Annotated in this window: 14 protein-coding genes and 1 other annotated feature; of the genes, 11 read left to right on the top strand and 3 right to left on the bottom strand. The window is 53.0% G+C overall.

The window, feature by feature from the left end; translation table 11 throughout:
* Positions 1 to 158: 158 nt before the first annotated feature.
* Both sltY and trpR read left to right on the top strand, forming a co-directional pair.
* Entirely contained in the window at positions 159 to 2,096 is a 1,938-nt protein-coding gene (gene sltY, locus FCH32_RS08395) for a murein transglycosylase (RefSeq protein WP_115259518.1), read from the top strand.
* Between the two features lie 88 nt (positions 2,097 to 2,184).
* A complete protein-coding gene (gene trpR, locus FCH32_RS08390; RefSeq protein ID WP_096758392.1) occupies positions 2,185 to 2,511 on the top strand; it encodes a trp operon repressor in 327 nt (108 codons plus the stop codon).
* A 49-nt stretch (positions 2,512 to 2,560) separates the two neighbouring features.
* Here trpR and yjjX read toward each other — a convergent pair whose 3' ends face one another.
* Positions 2,561 to 3,076 (bottom strand): inosine/xanthosine triphosphatase, encoded by a 516-nt coding sequence (gene yjjX, locus FCH32_RS08385; protein WP_096758391.1) that lies wholly within the window; start codon positions 3,074 to 3,076, stop codon positions 2,561 to 2,563.
* A 52-nt stretch (positions 3,077 to 3,128) separates the two neighbouring features.
* Between yjjX and gpmB the strand changes: the two genes are divergently transcribed.
* On the top strand, positions 3,129 to 3,776 hold the full coding sequence (gpmB, locus tag FCH32_RS08380) for a 2,3-diphosphoglycerate-dependent phosphoglycerate mutase GpmB (protein WP_096758390.1): 648 nt from the start codon (positions 3,129 to 3,131) through the stop codon (positions 3,774 to 3,776).
* Here the strand turns inward: gpmB and robA are convergent.
* Complete coding sequence (gene robA, locus FCH32_RS08375) at positions 3,773 to 4,642, bottom strand: MDR efflux pump AcrAB transcriptional activator RobA (protein ID WP_096758389.1); 870 nt, start codon at positions 4,640 to 4,642, stop codon at positions 3,773 to 3,775. The two genes, gpmB and robA, sit on opposite strands and share 4 nt — an antisense overlap.
* Positions 4,643 to 4,853: 211 nt before the next feature.
* Here robA and creA point away from each other — a divergent pair, with 211 nt between their 5' ends.
* Genes creA through creD form a run of 4 tightly spaced genes read left to right on the top strand, consistent with a single transcriptional unit; the run spans position 4,854 to position 8,857 of the window.
* Positions 4,854 to 5,327, top strand: a complete 474-nt coding sequence (creA, locus tag FCH32_RS08370) for a protein CreA (protein WP_096758388.1) — start codon at positions 4,854 to 4,856, stop codon at positions 5,325 to 5,327.
* Between the two features lie 12 nt (positions 5,328 to 5,339).
* A complete protein-coding gene (creB, locus tag FCH32_RS08365; protein ID WP_096758387.1) occupies positions 5,340 to 6,029 on the top strand; it encodes a two-component system response regulator CreB in 690 nt (229 codons plus the stop codon).
* Positions 6,029 to 7,453: a two-component system sensor histidine kinase CreC gene (gene creC, locus FCH32_RS08360; protein ID WP_117342346.1), complete on the top strand. Its 1,425-nt coding sequence runs from the start codon at positions 6,029 to 6,031 to the stop codon at positions 7,451 to 7,453. Before creB ends, creC begins: the two co-directional genes overlap by 1 nt.
* 57 nt (positions 7,454 to 7,510) lie before the next feature.
* Positions 7,511 to 8,857 carry a cell envelope integrity protein CreD gene (gene creD, locus FCH32_RS08355; protein WP_115259515.1) on the top strand — a complete coding sequence of 449 codons (1,347 nt, stop codon included), beginning with the start codon at positions 7,511 to 7,513 and terminating at the stop codon, positions 8,855 to 8,857.
* Between the two features lie 60 nt (positions 8,858 to 8,917).
* Here the strand turns inward: creD and arcA are convergent, their stop codons facing one another.
* Positions 8,918 to 9,634 carry a two-component system response regulator ArcA gene (gene arcA, locus FCH32_RS08350; RefSeq protein ID WP_001194359.1) on the bottom strand — a complete coding sequence of 239 codons (717 nt, stop codon included), beginning with the start codon at positions 9,632 to 9,634 and terminating at the stop codon, positions 8,918 to 8,920.
* Positions 9,635 to 9,729: 95 nt separating this feature from the next.
* On the opposite strand from arcA, the gene yjjY reads away from it, so the two are divergent.
* From yjjY to thrA, 4 genes are all read left to right on the top strand, one after another.
* Positions 9,730 to 9,870, top strand: a complete 141-nt coding sequence (yjjY, locus tag FCH32_RS08345; protein WP_001541509.1) for a YjjY family protein — start codon at positions 9,730 to 9,732, stop codon at positions 9,868 to 9,870.
* Between the two features lie 399 nt (positions 9,871 to 10,269).
* Complete coding sequence (locus FCH32_RS08340) at positions 10,270 to 10,956, top strand: tRNA/rRNA methyltransferase (protein WP_115259514.1); 687 nt, start codon at positions 10,270 to 10,272, stop codon at positions 10,954 to 10,956.
* 206 nt (positions 10,957 to 11,162) lie between these two features.
* Positions 11,163 to 11,289: a sequence feature (Thr leader region), on the top strand.
* Positions 11,168 to 11,233, top strand: a complete 66-nt coding sequence (thrL, locus tag FCH32_RS08335; RefSeq protein ID WP_096759473.1) for a thr operon leader peptide — start codon at positions 11,168 to 11,170, stop codon at positions 11,231 to 11,233. Its footprint overlaps the feature before it by 66 nt.
* A 23-nt stretch (positions 11,290 to 11,312) precedes the next feature.
* Positions 11,313 to 13,775, top strand: coding sequence for a bifunctional aspartate kinase/homoserine dehydrogenase I (gene thrA, locus FCH32_RS08330; RefSeq protein ID WP_137362037.1), 2,463 nt, complete (start codon positions 11,313 to 11,315; stop codon positions 13,773 to 13,775).
* Position 13,776 lies beyond the last annotated feature (1 nt).

The following is a 13,776-nucleotide window of genomic DNA, read 5'->3' as shown; positions in this document are numbered from 1 at the left end:
TGTAGCCTTTTTCATTGCTCAATCCCAGCCAGCAGATCTCACTCGCAACAAAAGTAAAAAAGTGTCCGGAACGTGGCACTTTCTGCAATGTCTGATTAGCATGAATCTATTAAGCGGCATGATGCTGCACAGTCGTAACACGATAAGAGGAAGAGCTTGTGGACAAAGCCAAACACGTAGCCTGGCGCCTGCTGGCAGCCAGCGTATGTCTGCTGACGGTCAGTCAAGTGGCGCGAGCGGATTCTCTGGATGAACAGCGCAATCGCTATGCACAAATTAAGCAGGCCTGGGATAACCGGCAGATGGACGTCGTCGAGCAGATGATGCCGGGCCTGAAAAGCTACCCTCTGTATCCCTACCTTGAATATCGCCAGATTACTGACGATCTGATGAATCAGCCCACCGTTACCGTCACCAATTTTGTGCGCGCTAATCCAACGCTGCCGCCTGCACGCACGTTGCAATCGCGCTTCGTGAACGAATTGGCACGTCGGGAAGACTGGCGAGGGTTGTTAGCATTCAGCCCGGATAAGCCCGGCACCACCGAAGCGCAATGTAATTACTACTATGCGAAATGGAGTACCGGGCAGGCCGAAGAAGCCTGGCAAGGTGCAAAAGATCTTTGGCTGACCGGGAAGAGTCAGCCCAACGCCTGTGACAAATTATTCGGCGTATGGCGGGCATCGGGGACTCAGGATCCGTTAGCGTATCTTGAACGTATTCGCCTGGCGATGAAGGCGGGTAATACCGGACTGGTTACCGCGCTGGCCGGACAAATGCCAGCGGATTATCAGACCATTGCTTCAGCGATTATTGCACTGGCAAATAACCCTAATTCGGTGATGACGTTTGCGCGCACCACCGGCGCTACGGATTTTACCCGTCAGATGGCGGCGGTGGCGTTTGCCAGCGTAGCGCGTCAGGACGCGGAAAATGCACGTTTGATGATCCCTTCATTGGCGCAGGCGCAGCAGTTAAATGACGATCAAACTCAGGAGCTGCGCGATATCGTCGCCTGGCGTCTGATGGGCAACGACGTTACTGACGAGCAGGCCAAATGGCGCGATGACGCGATTATGCGCTCACAATCCACCACGCTTGTGGAGCGCCGCGTGCGGATGGCGCTGGGAACTGGCGATCGTCGAGGGCTGAATACCTGGCTGGCGCGTCTGCCGATGGACGCGAAGGAAAAAGATGAATGGCGTTACTGGCAGGCGGATCTGCTGCTGGAGCGCGGACGTGACGCCGAAGCGAAAGAGATCCTGCATGCGCTGATGCAGCAGCGTGGCTTCTATCCGATGGTGGCAGCACAGCGCCTTGGTGAAGAATACACGCTGAAAATAGACAAAGCGCCTGCGGATGTTGACGCTGCCCTGACGCAGGGACCGGAGATGGCGCGCGTACGTGAGTTGATGTACTGGAACATGGACAACACCGCGCGCAGCGAGTGGGCGAATCTGGTCACCAGCCGCACCAAGTCTGAGCAGGCGCAGCTGGCGCGTTATGCGTTTAACAACCACTGGTGGGATCTGAGCGTGCAGGCCACGATCGCTGGCAAACTCTGGGATCATCTGGAAGAGCGTTTCCCGCTGGCCTACAAAGATCTGTTTACCCGTTACACCAGCGGGAAAGACATTCAGCCAAGCTACGCGATGGCCATTGCCCGTCAGGAAAGTGCCTGGAACCCGAAGGTAAAATCGCCGGTGGGTGCCAGCGGGTTGATGCAAATTATGCCGGGTACGGCGACGCATACAGTGAAGATGTTCTCGATTCCGGGTTACAGCAGTCCGAATCAGCTGTTGGATCCTGAGACCAATATCAACATCGGCACCAGCTATTTACAGTATGTGTATCAACAGTTTGGCAATAACCGCATCTTTGCTTCAGCAGCCTATAACGCCGGACCGGGTCGCGTTCGTACCTGGCTTGGCAACAGTGCAGGGCGCATTGACGCGGTGGCCTTTGTAGAAAGCATCCCGTTCTCCGAGACCCGTGGGTACGTGAAAAACGTGCTGGCTTACGATGCCTACTATCGTTACTTCCTCGGTGATAAGCCGGAATTGATGAACGACGCAGAATGGCAACGCCGTTACTGATCGTGGTGAGTGTGTTATGCTATCGTACTCGTTAAAGAGTACAAAGGGGGAGGCAATCGCGCCTCCCCCGCAACGATGGCGATATCTTATGACTCAGCAATCACCCTATTCAGCAGAGATGGCAGAACAGCGTCACCAGGAGTGGTTACGTTTTGTCGACCTGCTTAAACACGCTTATGAGCAAGATTTACACCAGCCATTGCTCAATTTGATGTTAACGCCTGATGAGCGCGAAGCGCTGGGGACTCGCGTGCGCATTATTGAAGAACTGCTGCGCGGCGAGATGAGCCAACGCGAGTTGAAAAACGAGCTTGGGGCCGGTATTGCGACCATAACGCGTGGGTCCAATAGCCTCAAAACTGCGCCGGTCGAGCTGCGTCAGTGGCTGGAACAGGTGCTGCTCGGAAAAGATTGAATTGCCTGATGGCGCAGTGCTTATCAGGCCTATAACGTAGCGCAAATAATTACCGATACACCGCGTTATGGAACGGGCTGAGCGCCAGGATCACCGCCTGGTGATAGACGCTGGCACGGGTTAACTTCCCGGCGGTAAACACGCCAATCGCCCCTTCTTTACGGCCTATCTCGTCAATGCCAGTGTACTGTGACATCACCGGACCGAGCGCTTCTCCCTGACGGACTCTGTCGAGAATCACCGCCGGCAGCGGTAGCGTAGCGGAACGCGCTTCACCGCGCTGAACGCCATTATCAATCACCACCCAGCTGAAGGTCGCGTCATCGTCAATGCCGGCTTCAATGGCCACCCAGAAATCGGCCTGCGGATGCAGGCGGCGTGCGTTATCTATGCGATTTCGTGCGCCAGTGCGCGTTTCCTGACTTCCAAAAGGTTGTTCCGGCACACCGCTCTCGACGGCGACGGGTTCAATATGGCAGGATCCTTCACCGAAAATCTCTTCAAATGCCCGAAGAATTGCCTGAATTTTGGCAGGATTGGTGGTCGCAGAGATAACCTTGTGCATAATTAAGCTCAGTTTGAAAATTCATCGCATCGCAGTATAACGGAAAAAACGCATGTTACAGGTATACCTTGTTCGCCACGGTGAAACGCAGTGGAACGCCGAGCGACGTATTCAAGGCCAGTCAGACAGCCCGCTGACCGCTAAAGGTGAACAGCAAGCTATGCAGGTTGGCGAACGCGCCCGCTCGCTTGGCATTACTCACGTCATCAGTAGCGATTTAGGTCGTACACGACGCACCGCAGAAATCATCGCCCAGGCGTGTGGCTGTGATATCACCTTCGACGCCCGCCTGCGCGAGCTGAATATGGGGGTGCTGGAAAAGCGCCACATCGACTCTCTGACGCCAGAGGAAGAGGGCTGGCGTCGCCAGTTAGTCAACGGCACGGTTGATGGTCGTATTCCGGATGGGGAATCCATGCAGGAACTGGCCGATCGTGTTAACGCCGCGCTGGCATCTTGTCTGGAACTGCCGCAAGGGAGCCGCCCATTGCTGGTAAGCCACGGTATTGCGCTGGGTTGCCTGGTGAGTACGATTCTGGGACTGCCCGCCTGGGCTGAGCGTCGGCTGCGTCTGCGCAACTGCTCGATTTCCCGCGTCGATTATCAGGAAAGTTTATGGCTTGCGCCGGGTTGGGTGGTCGAAACGGCAGGGGACATCTCGCATCTGGACGCCCCTGCGTTGGATGAGCTACAGCGTTAACGGCGAATAGGAATCAGGAATTCGCAGCGTAGGTTAATAGGGCGATCGCCTGCTTTGGCATCTTCTGCCGGGTAGTATCGCTCTATATCCTGACCTTTACGACGAGTCAGGTTCAGCATTGGCATACAGGTGCCATACACTGTCAGAATAAATTCCTGCACGCCCGTTCCCAGGCCTTCATAGGTAAACATGACATATTCGCCGCCCTGCAACAGGATTGGCTGCGCGGACGGTACATAGCCGCTGGCCTGTTCCGGTGTGAGTGCGGTGGTATAGAAGACTTCCTGCTCGTCATCTTTTTCAAAACTCGGACGCGTTTCGTTGAGTCCGTACAGCACCGGCGGAATGGCAGGAGCCTGGCTCAGGAAGTCGCGCCAGAACTGAATACGCATTTCATGACGGAAGTCGGAAATCTGTTCCAGCGAGCAAGAGTAGCTTTGCGTGGTGCCGAGCAACTGCGTGTCTTCCAGCGTCACGAACTGATGCGCTGGCATCGCAAATTCCCCGAGTCGCATCGGTGGGCGAATACCAAAAGCGCTCCATTCCGGCGAGCGGCGGTACAGTGCAGGCGTCTGAGCGAATTGTTTTTTGAACGCACGGGTAAACGTCTGTTGAGAGTCAAAACGGTATTGCAGGGCAATATCCAGAATCGGACGCGCAGTCAGGCGTAGCGCCACAGCGGACTTCGATAAACGACGGGCGCGGATGTAGGCACCAATAGCGTGGCCCGTCACGTCCTTAAACATTCTCTGCAGATGCCACTTGGAATAGCCTGCTTTTGCCGCCACATTGTCAAGCGACAGAGGCTGATCCAGATGACCTTCCAGCCAGATTAATAGGTCGCGAATAATGCCAGCCTGATCCATAAAATATCCTCATCCTTTCAACAGCGAGTACCTGACGTCAGGTAAGAGGATAATAGCATTTTTTGCTGTTTTAGCATTCAGTGTTTTTTTTGCTCATAAATGCTGTTTTCGGACATACGAAAGCGTGATTATTGTAATCCTGTGATCTGTATACATTTTATTTTAGAATGTTGAATAATTGCTCAGGGCAACTTTTAAAAATGGTAACAATATGAAATATAAGAGCTTAGTCATTTCCTCAATTTTGCTGTTGTTGGCGCAGGTGGCCCATGCGGAGCAGATTGGTTCTGTCGATACGGTATTTAAAATGTTTGGACCGGATCATAAAATCGTCGTCGAAGCGTTTGACGATCCCGATGTAACCAATGTGACCTGCTATGTTAGCCGCGCAAAAACCGGTGGCATTAAGGGCGGGTTAGGGCTGGCTGAAGATACCTCCGATGCCGCCATTTCCTGCCAGCAAGTGGGGCCGGTTGAGCTAAGCGACAGAATCAAGAACGGTAAAGCGCAGGGCGAAGTCGTCTTTAAGAAACGGACGTCGCTGGTGTTTAAATCATTACAGGTGGTGCGTTTTTATGATGAAAAACGCAACACGCTGGCGTATCTGGCCTATTCCGACAAGGTTGTCGACGGTTCGCCGAAAAATGCCATCAGCGCGGTGCCCATCATGCCGTGGCGGCAGTAACAAGGAAGCAAAATGCAACAGGCGTTGATCTGGTTGGTTGAGGATGAGCAGGGTATCGCGGATACGCTTATCTACATGCTGCAACAGGAAGGTTTTAGCGTGGAAGCGTTTGAGCGTGGACTGCCGGTGCTGGAAAGCGCGCGTCAGCGATGCCCGGATGCGATAATCCTCGACGTCGGACTGCCTGATATCAGCGGTTTTGAACTGTGCCGACGTCTGCTGGAGCGCCACCCGGCGCTGCCGGTTCTTTTTCTGACCGCCCGCAGCGATGAAGTGGACCGCCTGTTAGGTCTGGAGATTGGCGCGGATGATTACGTCGCCAAACCCTTCTCGCCGCGCGAGGTGTGCGCCCGGGTGCGCACGCTGCTGCGGCGGGTGAGGAAATTTGCAGCACCGCCATCGGCAGCGCGTTTTGGCAATTTTGAACTCAATGAACCCGCCGCGCAGATTGCGTGGTTTGGCTGTCCGTTAAACCTGACGCGCTATGAGTTCCTGTTGCTGAAAACCTTGCTGATGTCGCCGGGGCGTATCTACTCGCGCCAGCAACTGATGGATTTAGTTTGGGCCGATGCGCAGGATACCTACGACAGAACGGTGGACACGCACATCAAAACACTGCGCGCCAAACTGCGGGCTATTAATCCGGATCTCTCGCCGATTAACACGCATCGCGGGATGGGATACAGCCTGAGGAACGCCTGATGCGCATTGGCATGCGACTGCTGCTGGGCTACTTTTTGATTGTCGCCGTTGCCGCCTGGTTTGTTCTGTCTATTTTTGTGCAGGAGATTAAACCTGGCGTACGCCGGGCCACCGAAGGCACGCTGATTGACACCGCCACGCTGTTAGCGGCGCTGGCACGCGACGACGTACTCTCTGGCTCTGCTGCCAACGGTAAGTTGGCGCAGGCCTTCTCGCAACTGCATAACCGCCCTTTTCGTGCCAACATCAGCGGCATTAACAAAGTGCGCAATGAGTATCACGTCTACATGACTGATGCTCAGGGCAAGGTGTTGTTTGATTCCGCCAATAAAGCAGTAGGGGAAGATTATTCCCGCTGGAACGACGTGTGGTTAACGCTGCGCGGGCAATATGGTGCGCGCAGTACGCTGCAAAATCCGGCTGACCCGGAAAGCTCGGTGATGTACGTTGCGGCACCGATTATCGACGGTGAGCGCATTATTGGGGTGCTTAGCGTCGGGAAGCCCAATGCGGCAATGGCACCGGTAATTAAACGCAGCGAGCGGCGGATGCTGTGGGCGAGCGCGGTGTTGCTGGGGATCGCATTAGTGATTGGCGTGGGAATGGTATGGTGGATCAACCGCTCTATTGCCCGGCTGGCGCGCTATGCTGACTCGGTGACCGAGAATCGGCCCGTCGCGTTACCGGATTTAGGCAGCAGTGAATTGCGAAAACTGGCGCAGGCGCTGGAAAGTATGCGCCTGAAGCTGGAGGGTAAGAATTACATTGAGCAGTATGTGTATGCCTTAACCCATGAACTGAAAAGCCCGCTGGCGGCTATTCGTGGCGCGGCGGAGATTTTACGTGAAGGGCCGCCACCTGACGTGGTGGCACGTTTTACCGAAAATATTCTGACGCAAAATGCGCGTATGCAGGCACTGGTCGAAACCCTGTTGCGCCAGGCGCGGCTGGAAAACCGGCAGGATGTTGCGTTTACGCCCGTTGCGGTTGATGTACTGTTTGCTCAGTTGCGCGAGTCGCGTAGCGTCCAGTTGGCTGCTAAACATATCACGCTCAACATTGTGCCCTCATCATGGGTGGTTGCGGCTGAACCTGCGCTGCTGGAGCAGGCCATGGGTAATCTGCTGGATAACGCCATCGACTTTACCCCTGAACAGGGGACCATTGTCCTGAGTGCGCAGCAGCAAGGAGAAAAGGTCTCATTGCAGGTGACGGACTGCGGCAGCGGGATCCCTGATTTTGCGTTACCGCGCATTTTTGAACGATTTTATTCACTGCCCCGCAAGAATGGTCACAAGAGCAGCGGTCTGGGGCTGGCGTTTGTCAGCGAAGTTGCCCGTCTGTTTGACGGCGATGTGACACTGAGTAATCGCCCCGAAGGCGGAGTACAGGCGTCGTTCACACTTCACCGTCACTTCACATAACTTCAAATTCTGCGCACATAGCCGTTCTACCTTGTCGTCATTGCAAAGGAGAACGCTATGTTGAAATCCCCCCTGTTCTGGAAAATCGTCACCTTAGGTGGCGCCATGCTGTTGCTGTTAATTCCTCTGACGATGGTCAGGCAGATAATCGTTGAGCGATCGGATTACCGTAATGAGGTCGAAGATGCTATCCGGCAGAGTACCAGTGGGCCGCAGAAGTTAGTTGGGCCGCTAATTGCTATCCCCGTGACCGAACTTTATACCTCGCTGGAAGACGGTAAAGAAGTCTCGCAAAAGCGCAGCTATATCCATTTCTGGCTGCCGGAGTCGTTGATGGTTGAGGGCAATCAAAATGTTGAAGGACGTAAAGTCGGCATTTATGAGGGCCAGGTCTGGCATAACGATGTGTCGTTGAACGCGGAGTTCAATGCGGAACGGCTGAGTGAATTGCATCACCCTAATATAACGTTAGGGAAACCGTTTATTGTGGTTGGCGTCGGCGACGCACGCGGGATTGGCGTGGTGAAAGTGCCGCAGATTAACGGGACGTCGCTGGCCGTTGAGCCGGGAACGGGGCTTGATGGGCGTGCGCAGGGGATCCACATTCCGCTGCCGGATGCGGAATGGACGAAGCAAAACCTTAGTCTGGCGCTGTCGCTTAATCTGAACGGTACCGGGGATTTTTCCGTTGTCCCCATTGGACGTAACAGCGAAATGACCCTAACCAGTAACTGGCCGCATCCCAATTTTCTGGGGGATTTTTTGCCCACGAAGCGTGAAGTTAGTGCATCAGGGTTTACGGCCCAATGGCAAAGCAGCTGGTTTGCCAATAACCTCGGTGATCGTTTTGATGGGGAAAAAATTGGCTGGCAGGGAATGCCAGCGTTTAGCGTGGCGGTAGCTACACCGGCCGATCAATATCAGCTGACCGACAGAGCAACGAAGTATGCCATCTTACTGATCGTGCTGACTTTTATGTCTTTCTTTGTGCTTGAGAGTATGACCAGCCTGCGCCTGCACCCCATGCAGTATCTGTTGGTAGGGTTATCGCTGGTGATGTTTTATCTGCTGTTGCTGGCACTGTCAGAACATATTGGTTTTACCGCGGCGTGGATTATTGCCAGCCTGATTGGTGCCCTGATGAACGGCGTGTATTTACAGGCGGTATTACAAGGGTGGCGTAACAGTATTCTGTTCACCCTGGCGCTGTTGGCACTGGACGGGGTGATGTGGGTGTTACTGCGTTCGCAGGACAGTTCTTTGCTACTGGGAACCGGCGTGCTGTTATTGGCACTGTGCGGGATTATGTTCCTGACGCGTCATCTTGACTGGCACGCACTGGCTCGGCCCAAAGCAAAAGAGACGCAACCCGTGGAAAACGATGAATTTCGTTTGTGGAAGTAGGGTGGAGATAAAATGAAAAACGGCGCTTTACGCGCCGTTTTTGTTCCCGCAAGGATGAGATTAATCCTGCAGGTCGCCGCAGAAACGATAGCCTTCACCGTGAATGGTGGCGATGATTTCTGGCGTATCCGGCGTAGATTCGAAATGCTTACGAATACGACGGATAGTCACGTCAACGGTACGGTCATGCGGCTTCAGTTCGCGACCGGTCATTTTTTTCAGCAGTTCTGCGCGAGACTGGATCTTGCCCGGATTCTCACAGAAGTGAAGCATGGCACGGAATTCGCTGCGTGGCAGTTTATACTGCTCGCCGTCAGGACCGATCAGAGAACGGCTGTTGATGTCCAGTTCCCAACCATTGAACTTGTAGCTTTCGACGCTACGACGTTCTTCGCTGACCGTGCCCAGGTTCATGGTACGGGACAGCAAGTTACGAGCACGGATAGTCAGTTCACGCGGGTTAAACGGTTTGGTGATGTAATCATCCGCGCCGATTTCGAGGCCGAGAATTTTATCGACTTCGTTATCGCGGCCCGTCAGGAACATCAGCGCAACGTTAGCTTGTTCGCGGAGTTCGCGCGCTAACAGAAGACCGTTTTTACCTGGCAGATTGATATCCATAATCACAAGGTTGATGTCATATTCAGAGAGGATCTGATGCATTTCCGCGCCATCTGTCGCCTCGAATACATCATAGCCTTCCGCTTCGAAAATGCTTTTCAACGTGTTACGTGTTACTAACTCGTCTTCAACGATAAGAATGTGCGGGGTCTGCATGTTTGCTACCTAAATTGCCAACTAAATCGAAACAGGAAGTACAAAAGTCCCTGACCTGCCTGATGCATGTCGTAAATTAACATGATCGGCGTAACATGACTAAAGTACGTAATTGCGTTCTTGATGCACTTTCCATCAACGTCAACAACATCATTAGCTTGGTCGTGGGCACTTTCCCTCTGGACCCGACAGTGTCAAAAACGGCTGTCATCCTAACCATTTTAACAGCAACATAACAGGCTAAGACGTACCGGACACCCAATAAAACTACGCTTCGTTGACATATATCAAGTTCAATTGTAGCACGTTAACAGTTTGATGAAATCATCGTATCCAAATGTTAGCTTTCATCACAAAATTGCAATAATACAACTAGTTGCACGTGCTAACTAATAAATGTAATGAATCCTACGAATGAGATCCATTTTAAATTAAATTATCATGAATAAACAGAAGGATATGCAACTTCTGTTAACATAAAAAGCAATAGTACAGGTACGAAACAGTTTAGCATTTTTTACTTAATGTAAAATGCTTTTTCAGTGATCTCTGTTAAAAATATGTAAATTCGCGCTGCGTAATATGTTGATGTGCATCACATTATTATCGGCAAACTGACCAAAAAGAGTAGCAAAATGCGTTTAACAATTATTCTGGTGGCCCCTGCCAGAGCGGAAAATATTGGTGCGGCAGCCCGTGCGATGAAAACCATGGGATTCACCGAGTTGCGGATCGTTGACAGTCAGGCACACCTGGAACCGGCCACGCGCTGGGTGGCCCACGGTTCGGGTGACATTATTGATAATATTAACGTTTTTACAACGTTAGCCGAGGCGTTGCACGACGTGGATTTTACCGTTGCTACCACGGCGCGCAGTCGCGCAAAGTTTCATTATTACGCTACTCCGGTCGAATTGGTTCCGTTGCTGGAGGAAAAATCGGCGTGGATGGATCACGCTGCGCTGGTTTTTGGCCGTGAGGATTCTGGCCTGACGAATGAAGAACTGGCGCTGGCAGACGTGTTGACCGGCGTACCGATGGTGGCTGACTATCCTTCACTGAATTTGGGGCAGGCGGTGATGGTGTATTGCTATCAATTAGCCGGTTTAATACAACAGCCCGCTAAAACCGCTGAGGTGACGGATGAGCTTCAGCTCCAGGCATTACGGACGCGTGTTTTACGTTTATTGACCACGCTGGATGTTGCCGATGACATCAAACTCACGGACTGGTTGCAACAACGAATGGGCCTGTTAGGACAGCGAGACACGGCAATGTTGCACCGTTTTTTACATGATATTGAAAAAAATATCACAAAATAAAATATTGCCAATCTATTCTTTGTGGGTTTTTTATTCTAACTTCAAGCGTGCCTGACGCGCCGTATTGGTTGAAAGTAAAACGGTAAGCAGTGACTCGTGAACAAGTTTCGGAACGTGATCAATTTAGAAATTTATTGACTTAGGTCACGAGATACTTTAACCCTAAAAGAATAGAGCACAGACAGATAATAATTACAGAGCACACAACATCATGAAACGCATCGGCACCACCATTACTACAACCATCACCATTACCACAGGTAACGGTGCGGGCTGACGCGTACAGGAAACACAGAAAAAAGCCCGCACCTAAACAGTGCGGGCTTTTTTTTCGACCAGAGGCAACGAGGTAAACCATGCGAGTGTTGAAGTTTGGCGGTACATCAGTGGCAAATGCAGAGCGCTTTCTGCGGGTTGCCGATATTCTGGAAAGCAATGCCAGGCAGGGGCAGGTTGCGACCGTCCTCTCTGCCCCGGCAAAAATCACTAACCATCTGGTGGCGATGATTGAGAAGACCATCGGTGGCCAGGATGCTTTAGCCAATATCAGCGACGCCGAACGTATTTTCTCTGAGCTTTTGGTCGGTCTTGCCGCGGTTCAGCCCGGTTTCCCGCTGGCGCAACTCAAAGCCTTTGTTGAACAAGAATTTGCCCAAATTAAGCATGTTCTGCACGGCATCAGCCTGCTGGGACAGTGCCCGGACAGCATCAACGCCGCGCTTATCTGCCGTGGTGAAAAAATGTCGATCGCAATTATGGCCGGGCTGCTGGAAGCACGTGGCCACAAAGTGACGGTTATTGATCCGGTTGAGAAACTGTTAGCGGTGGGTCATTACCTCGAATCGACCGTTGATATTACCGAGTCTACGCGTCGAATTGCCGCCAGCCGTATTCCGGCAGACCATATGGTGTTGATGGCAGGCTTTACCGCCGGGAATGAAAAAGGTGAGCTGGTGGTGCTGGGACGTAACGGCTCTGATTACTCCGCCGCCGTGCTGGCTGCCTGTTTGCGTGCAGACTGCTGTGAGATCTGGACGGACGTTGACGGCGTGTATACCTGCGACCCGCGTCAGGTCCCCGATGCCAGACTGCTGAAGTCAATGTCTTATCAGGAAGCGATGGAGCTGTCTTATTTCGGCGCCAAAGTGCTTCACCCGCGCACCATTACCCCGATTGCCCAGTTCCAGATCCCTTGCCTGATTAAAAATACCGGTAACCCGCAAGCGCCGGGTACGCTGATTGGCGCCAGCCGCGATGAAGATGATCTGCCGGTAAAAGGCATTTCGAATCTCAACAATATGGCGATGTTCAGCGTGTCGGGTCCTGGAATGAAAGGGATGGTCGGCATGGCGGCCCGCGTGTTTGCCGCGATGTCTCGCGCAGGGATTTCGGTGGTACTGATCACCCAGTCGTCTTCTGAATACAGCATCAGCTTCTGCGTCCCGCAGGGCGACTGTGCGCGTGCACAGCGTGCGATGCAGGATGAATTCTACCTCGAGTTGAAAGAAGGACTGCTGGAGCCGCTGGCGGTCACTGAGCGCCTGGCGATCATCTCAGTAGTTGGCGACGGTATGCGTACGCTGCGCGGTATCTCCGCGAAATTCTTTGCCGCGCTGGCGCGTGCCAACATCAATATCGTGGCTATCGCCCAGGGCTCGTCTGAGCGCTCTATTTCGGTGGTGGTGAACAATGATGATGCCACCACCGGCGTGCGCGTGACGCATCAGATGCTGTTCAATACCGATCAGGTGATAGAAGTCTTTGTCATAGGCGTCGGTGGCGTCGGGTCTGCGCTGCTTGAACAGCTTAAGCGGCAACAAACCTGGCTGAAGAGCAAGCATATTGATTTACGCGTTTGCGGGGTGGCGAATTCGAAGGCCCTGCTGACCCATGTTCACGGTCTGAATCTGGAAAACTGGCAGGCGGAGCTGGCGGAAGCCAAGGAACCTTTCAACCTCGGTCGCTTAATTCGCCTGGTGAAAGAATACCATCTGCTTAACCCGGTGATTGTGGACTGTACGTCAAGTCAGGCCGTGGCAGATCAGTATGCGGACTTCCTGCGCGAAGGCTTCCACGTCGTGACGCCGAATAAAAAGGCGAATACCTCGTCGATGGATTACTACCATCAGCTACGTTTTGCCGCCGCGAAGTCCCGACGTAAATTCCTCTATGACACCAACGTTGGCGCAGGCTTACCGGTTATCGAAAACCTGCAAAACCTGCTCAGTGCAGGTGATGAACTGCAACGCTTCTCGGGGATTCTGTCCGGTTCGCTGTCGTTTATTTTTGGCAAGCTGGATGAAGGCATGAGCTTCTCGCAAGCCACCACGCTGGCACGCGAAATGGGCTATACCGAGCCCGATCCACGCGATGACCTTTCCGGGACGGATGTGGCGCGCAAACTGCTGATCCTCGCCCGCGAAACCGGTCGCGAGCTGGAGCTTAGCGATATCGTTATTGAGCCGGTGTTACCGCAAGATTTTGATGATTCTGGCGATGTCTCTGCGTTTATGGCTAAGCTGTCGCAGCTCGATGATGCGTTTGCCGCGCGCGTGGCGAAAGCCCGTGATGAGGGGAAAGTCATGCGCTATGTTGGCAATATCGAAGAAGACGGTGTGTGTCGGGTGAAAATCGCCGAAGTGGATGGCAACGATCCGCTGTATAAAGTGAAAAATGGCGAAAACGCGCTGGCGTTCTACAGTCACTACTACCAGCCATTACCGCTGGTACTGCGTGGTTACGGTGCAGGTAATGATGTCACGGCGGCGGGCGTCTTTGCCGATCTGCTACGCACCCTTTCATGGAAGTTAGGAGTTTAAC

It is taken from the genome of Citrobacter gillenii (assembly GCF_013337685.1).
GTDB classification, from domain to species: Bacteria; Pseudomonadota; Gammaproteobacteria; order Enterobacterales; family Enterobacteriaceae; genus Citrobacter; species Citrobacter gillenii.
The sequence above is the reverse complement of the archived record's forward strand: the minus strand, read 5'-3'. Positions and strand labels throughout refer to the sequence as shown.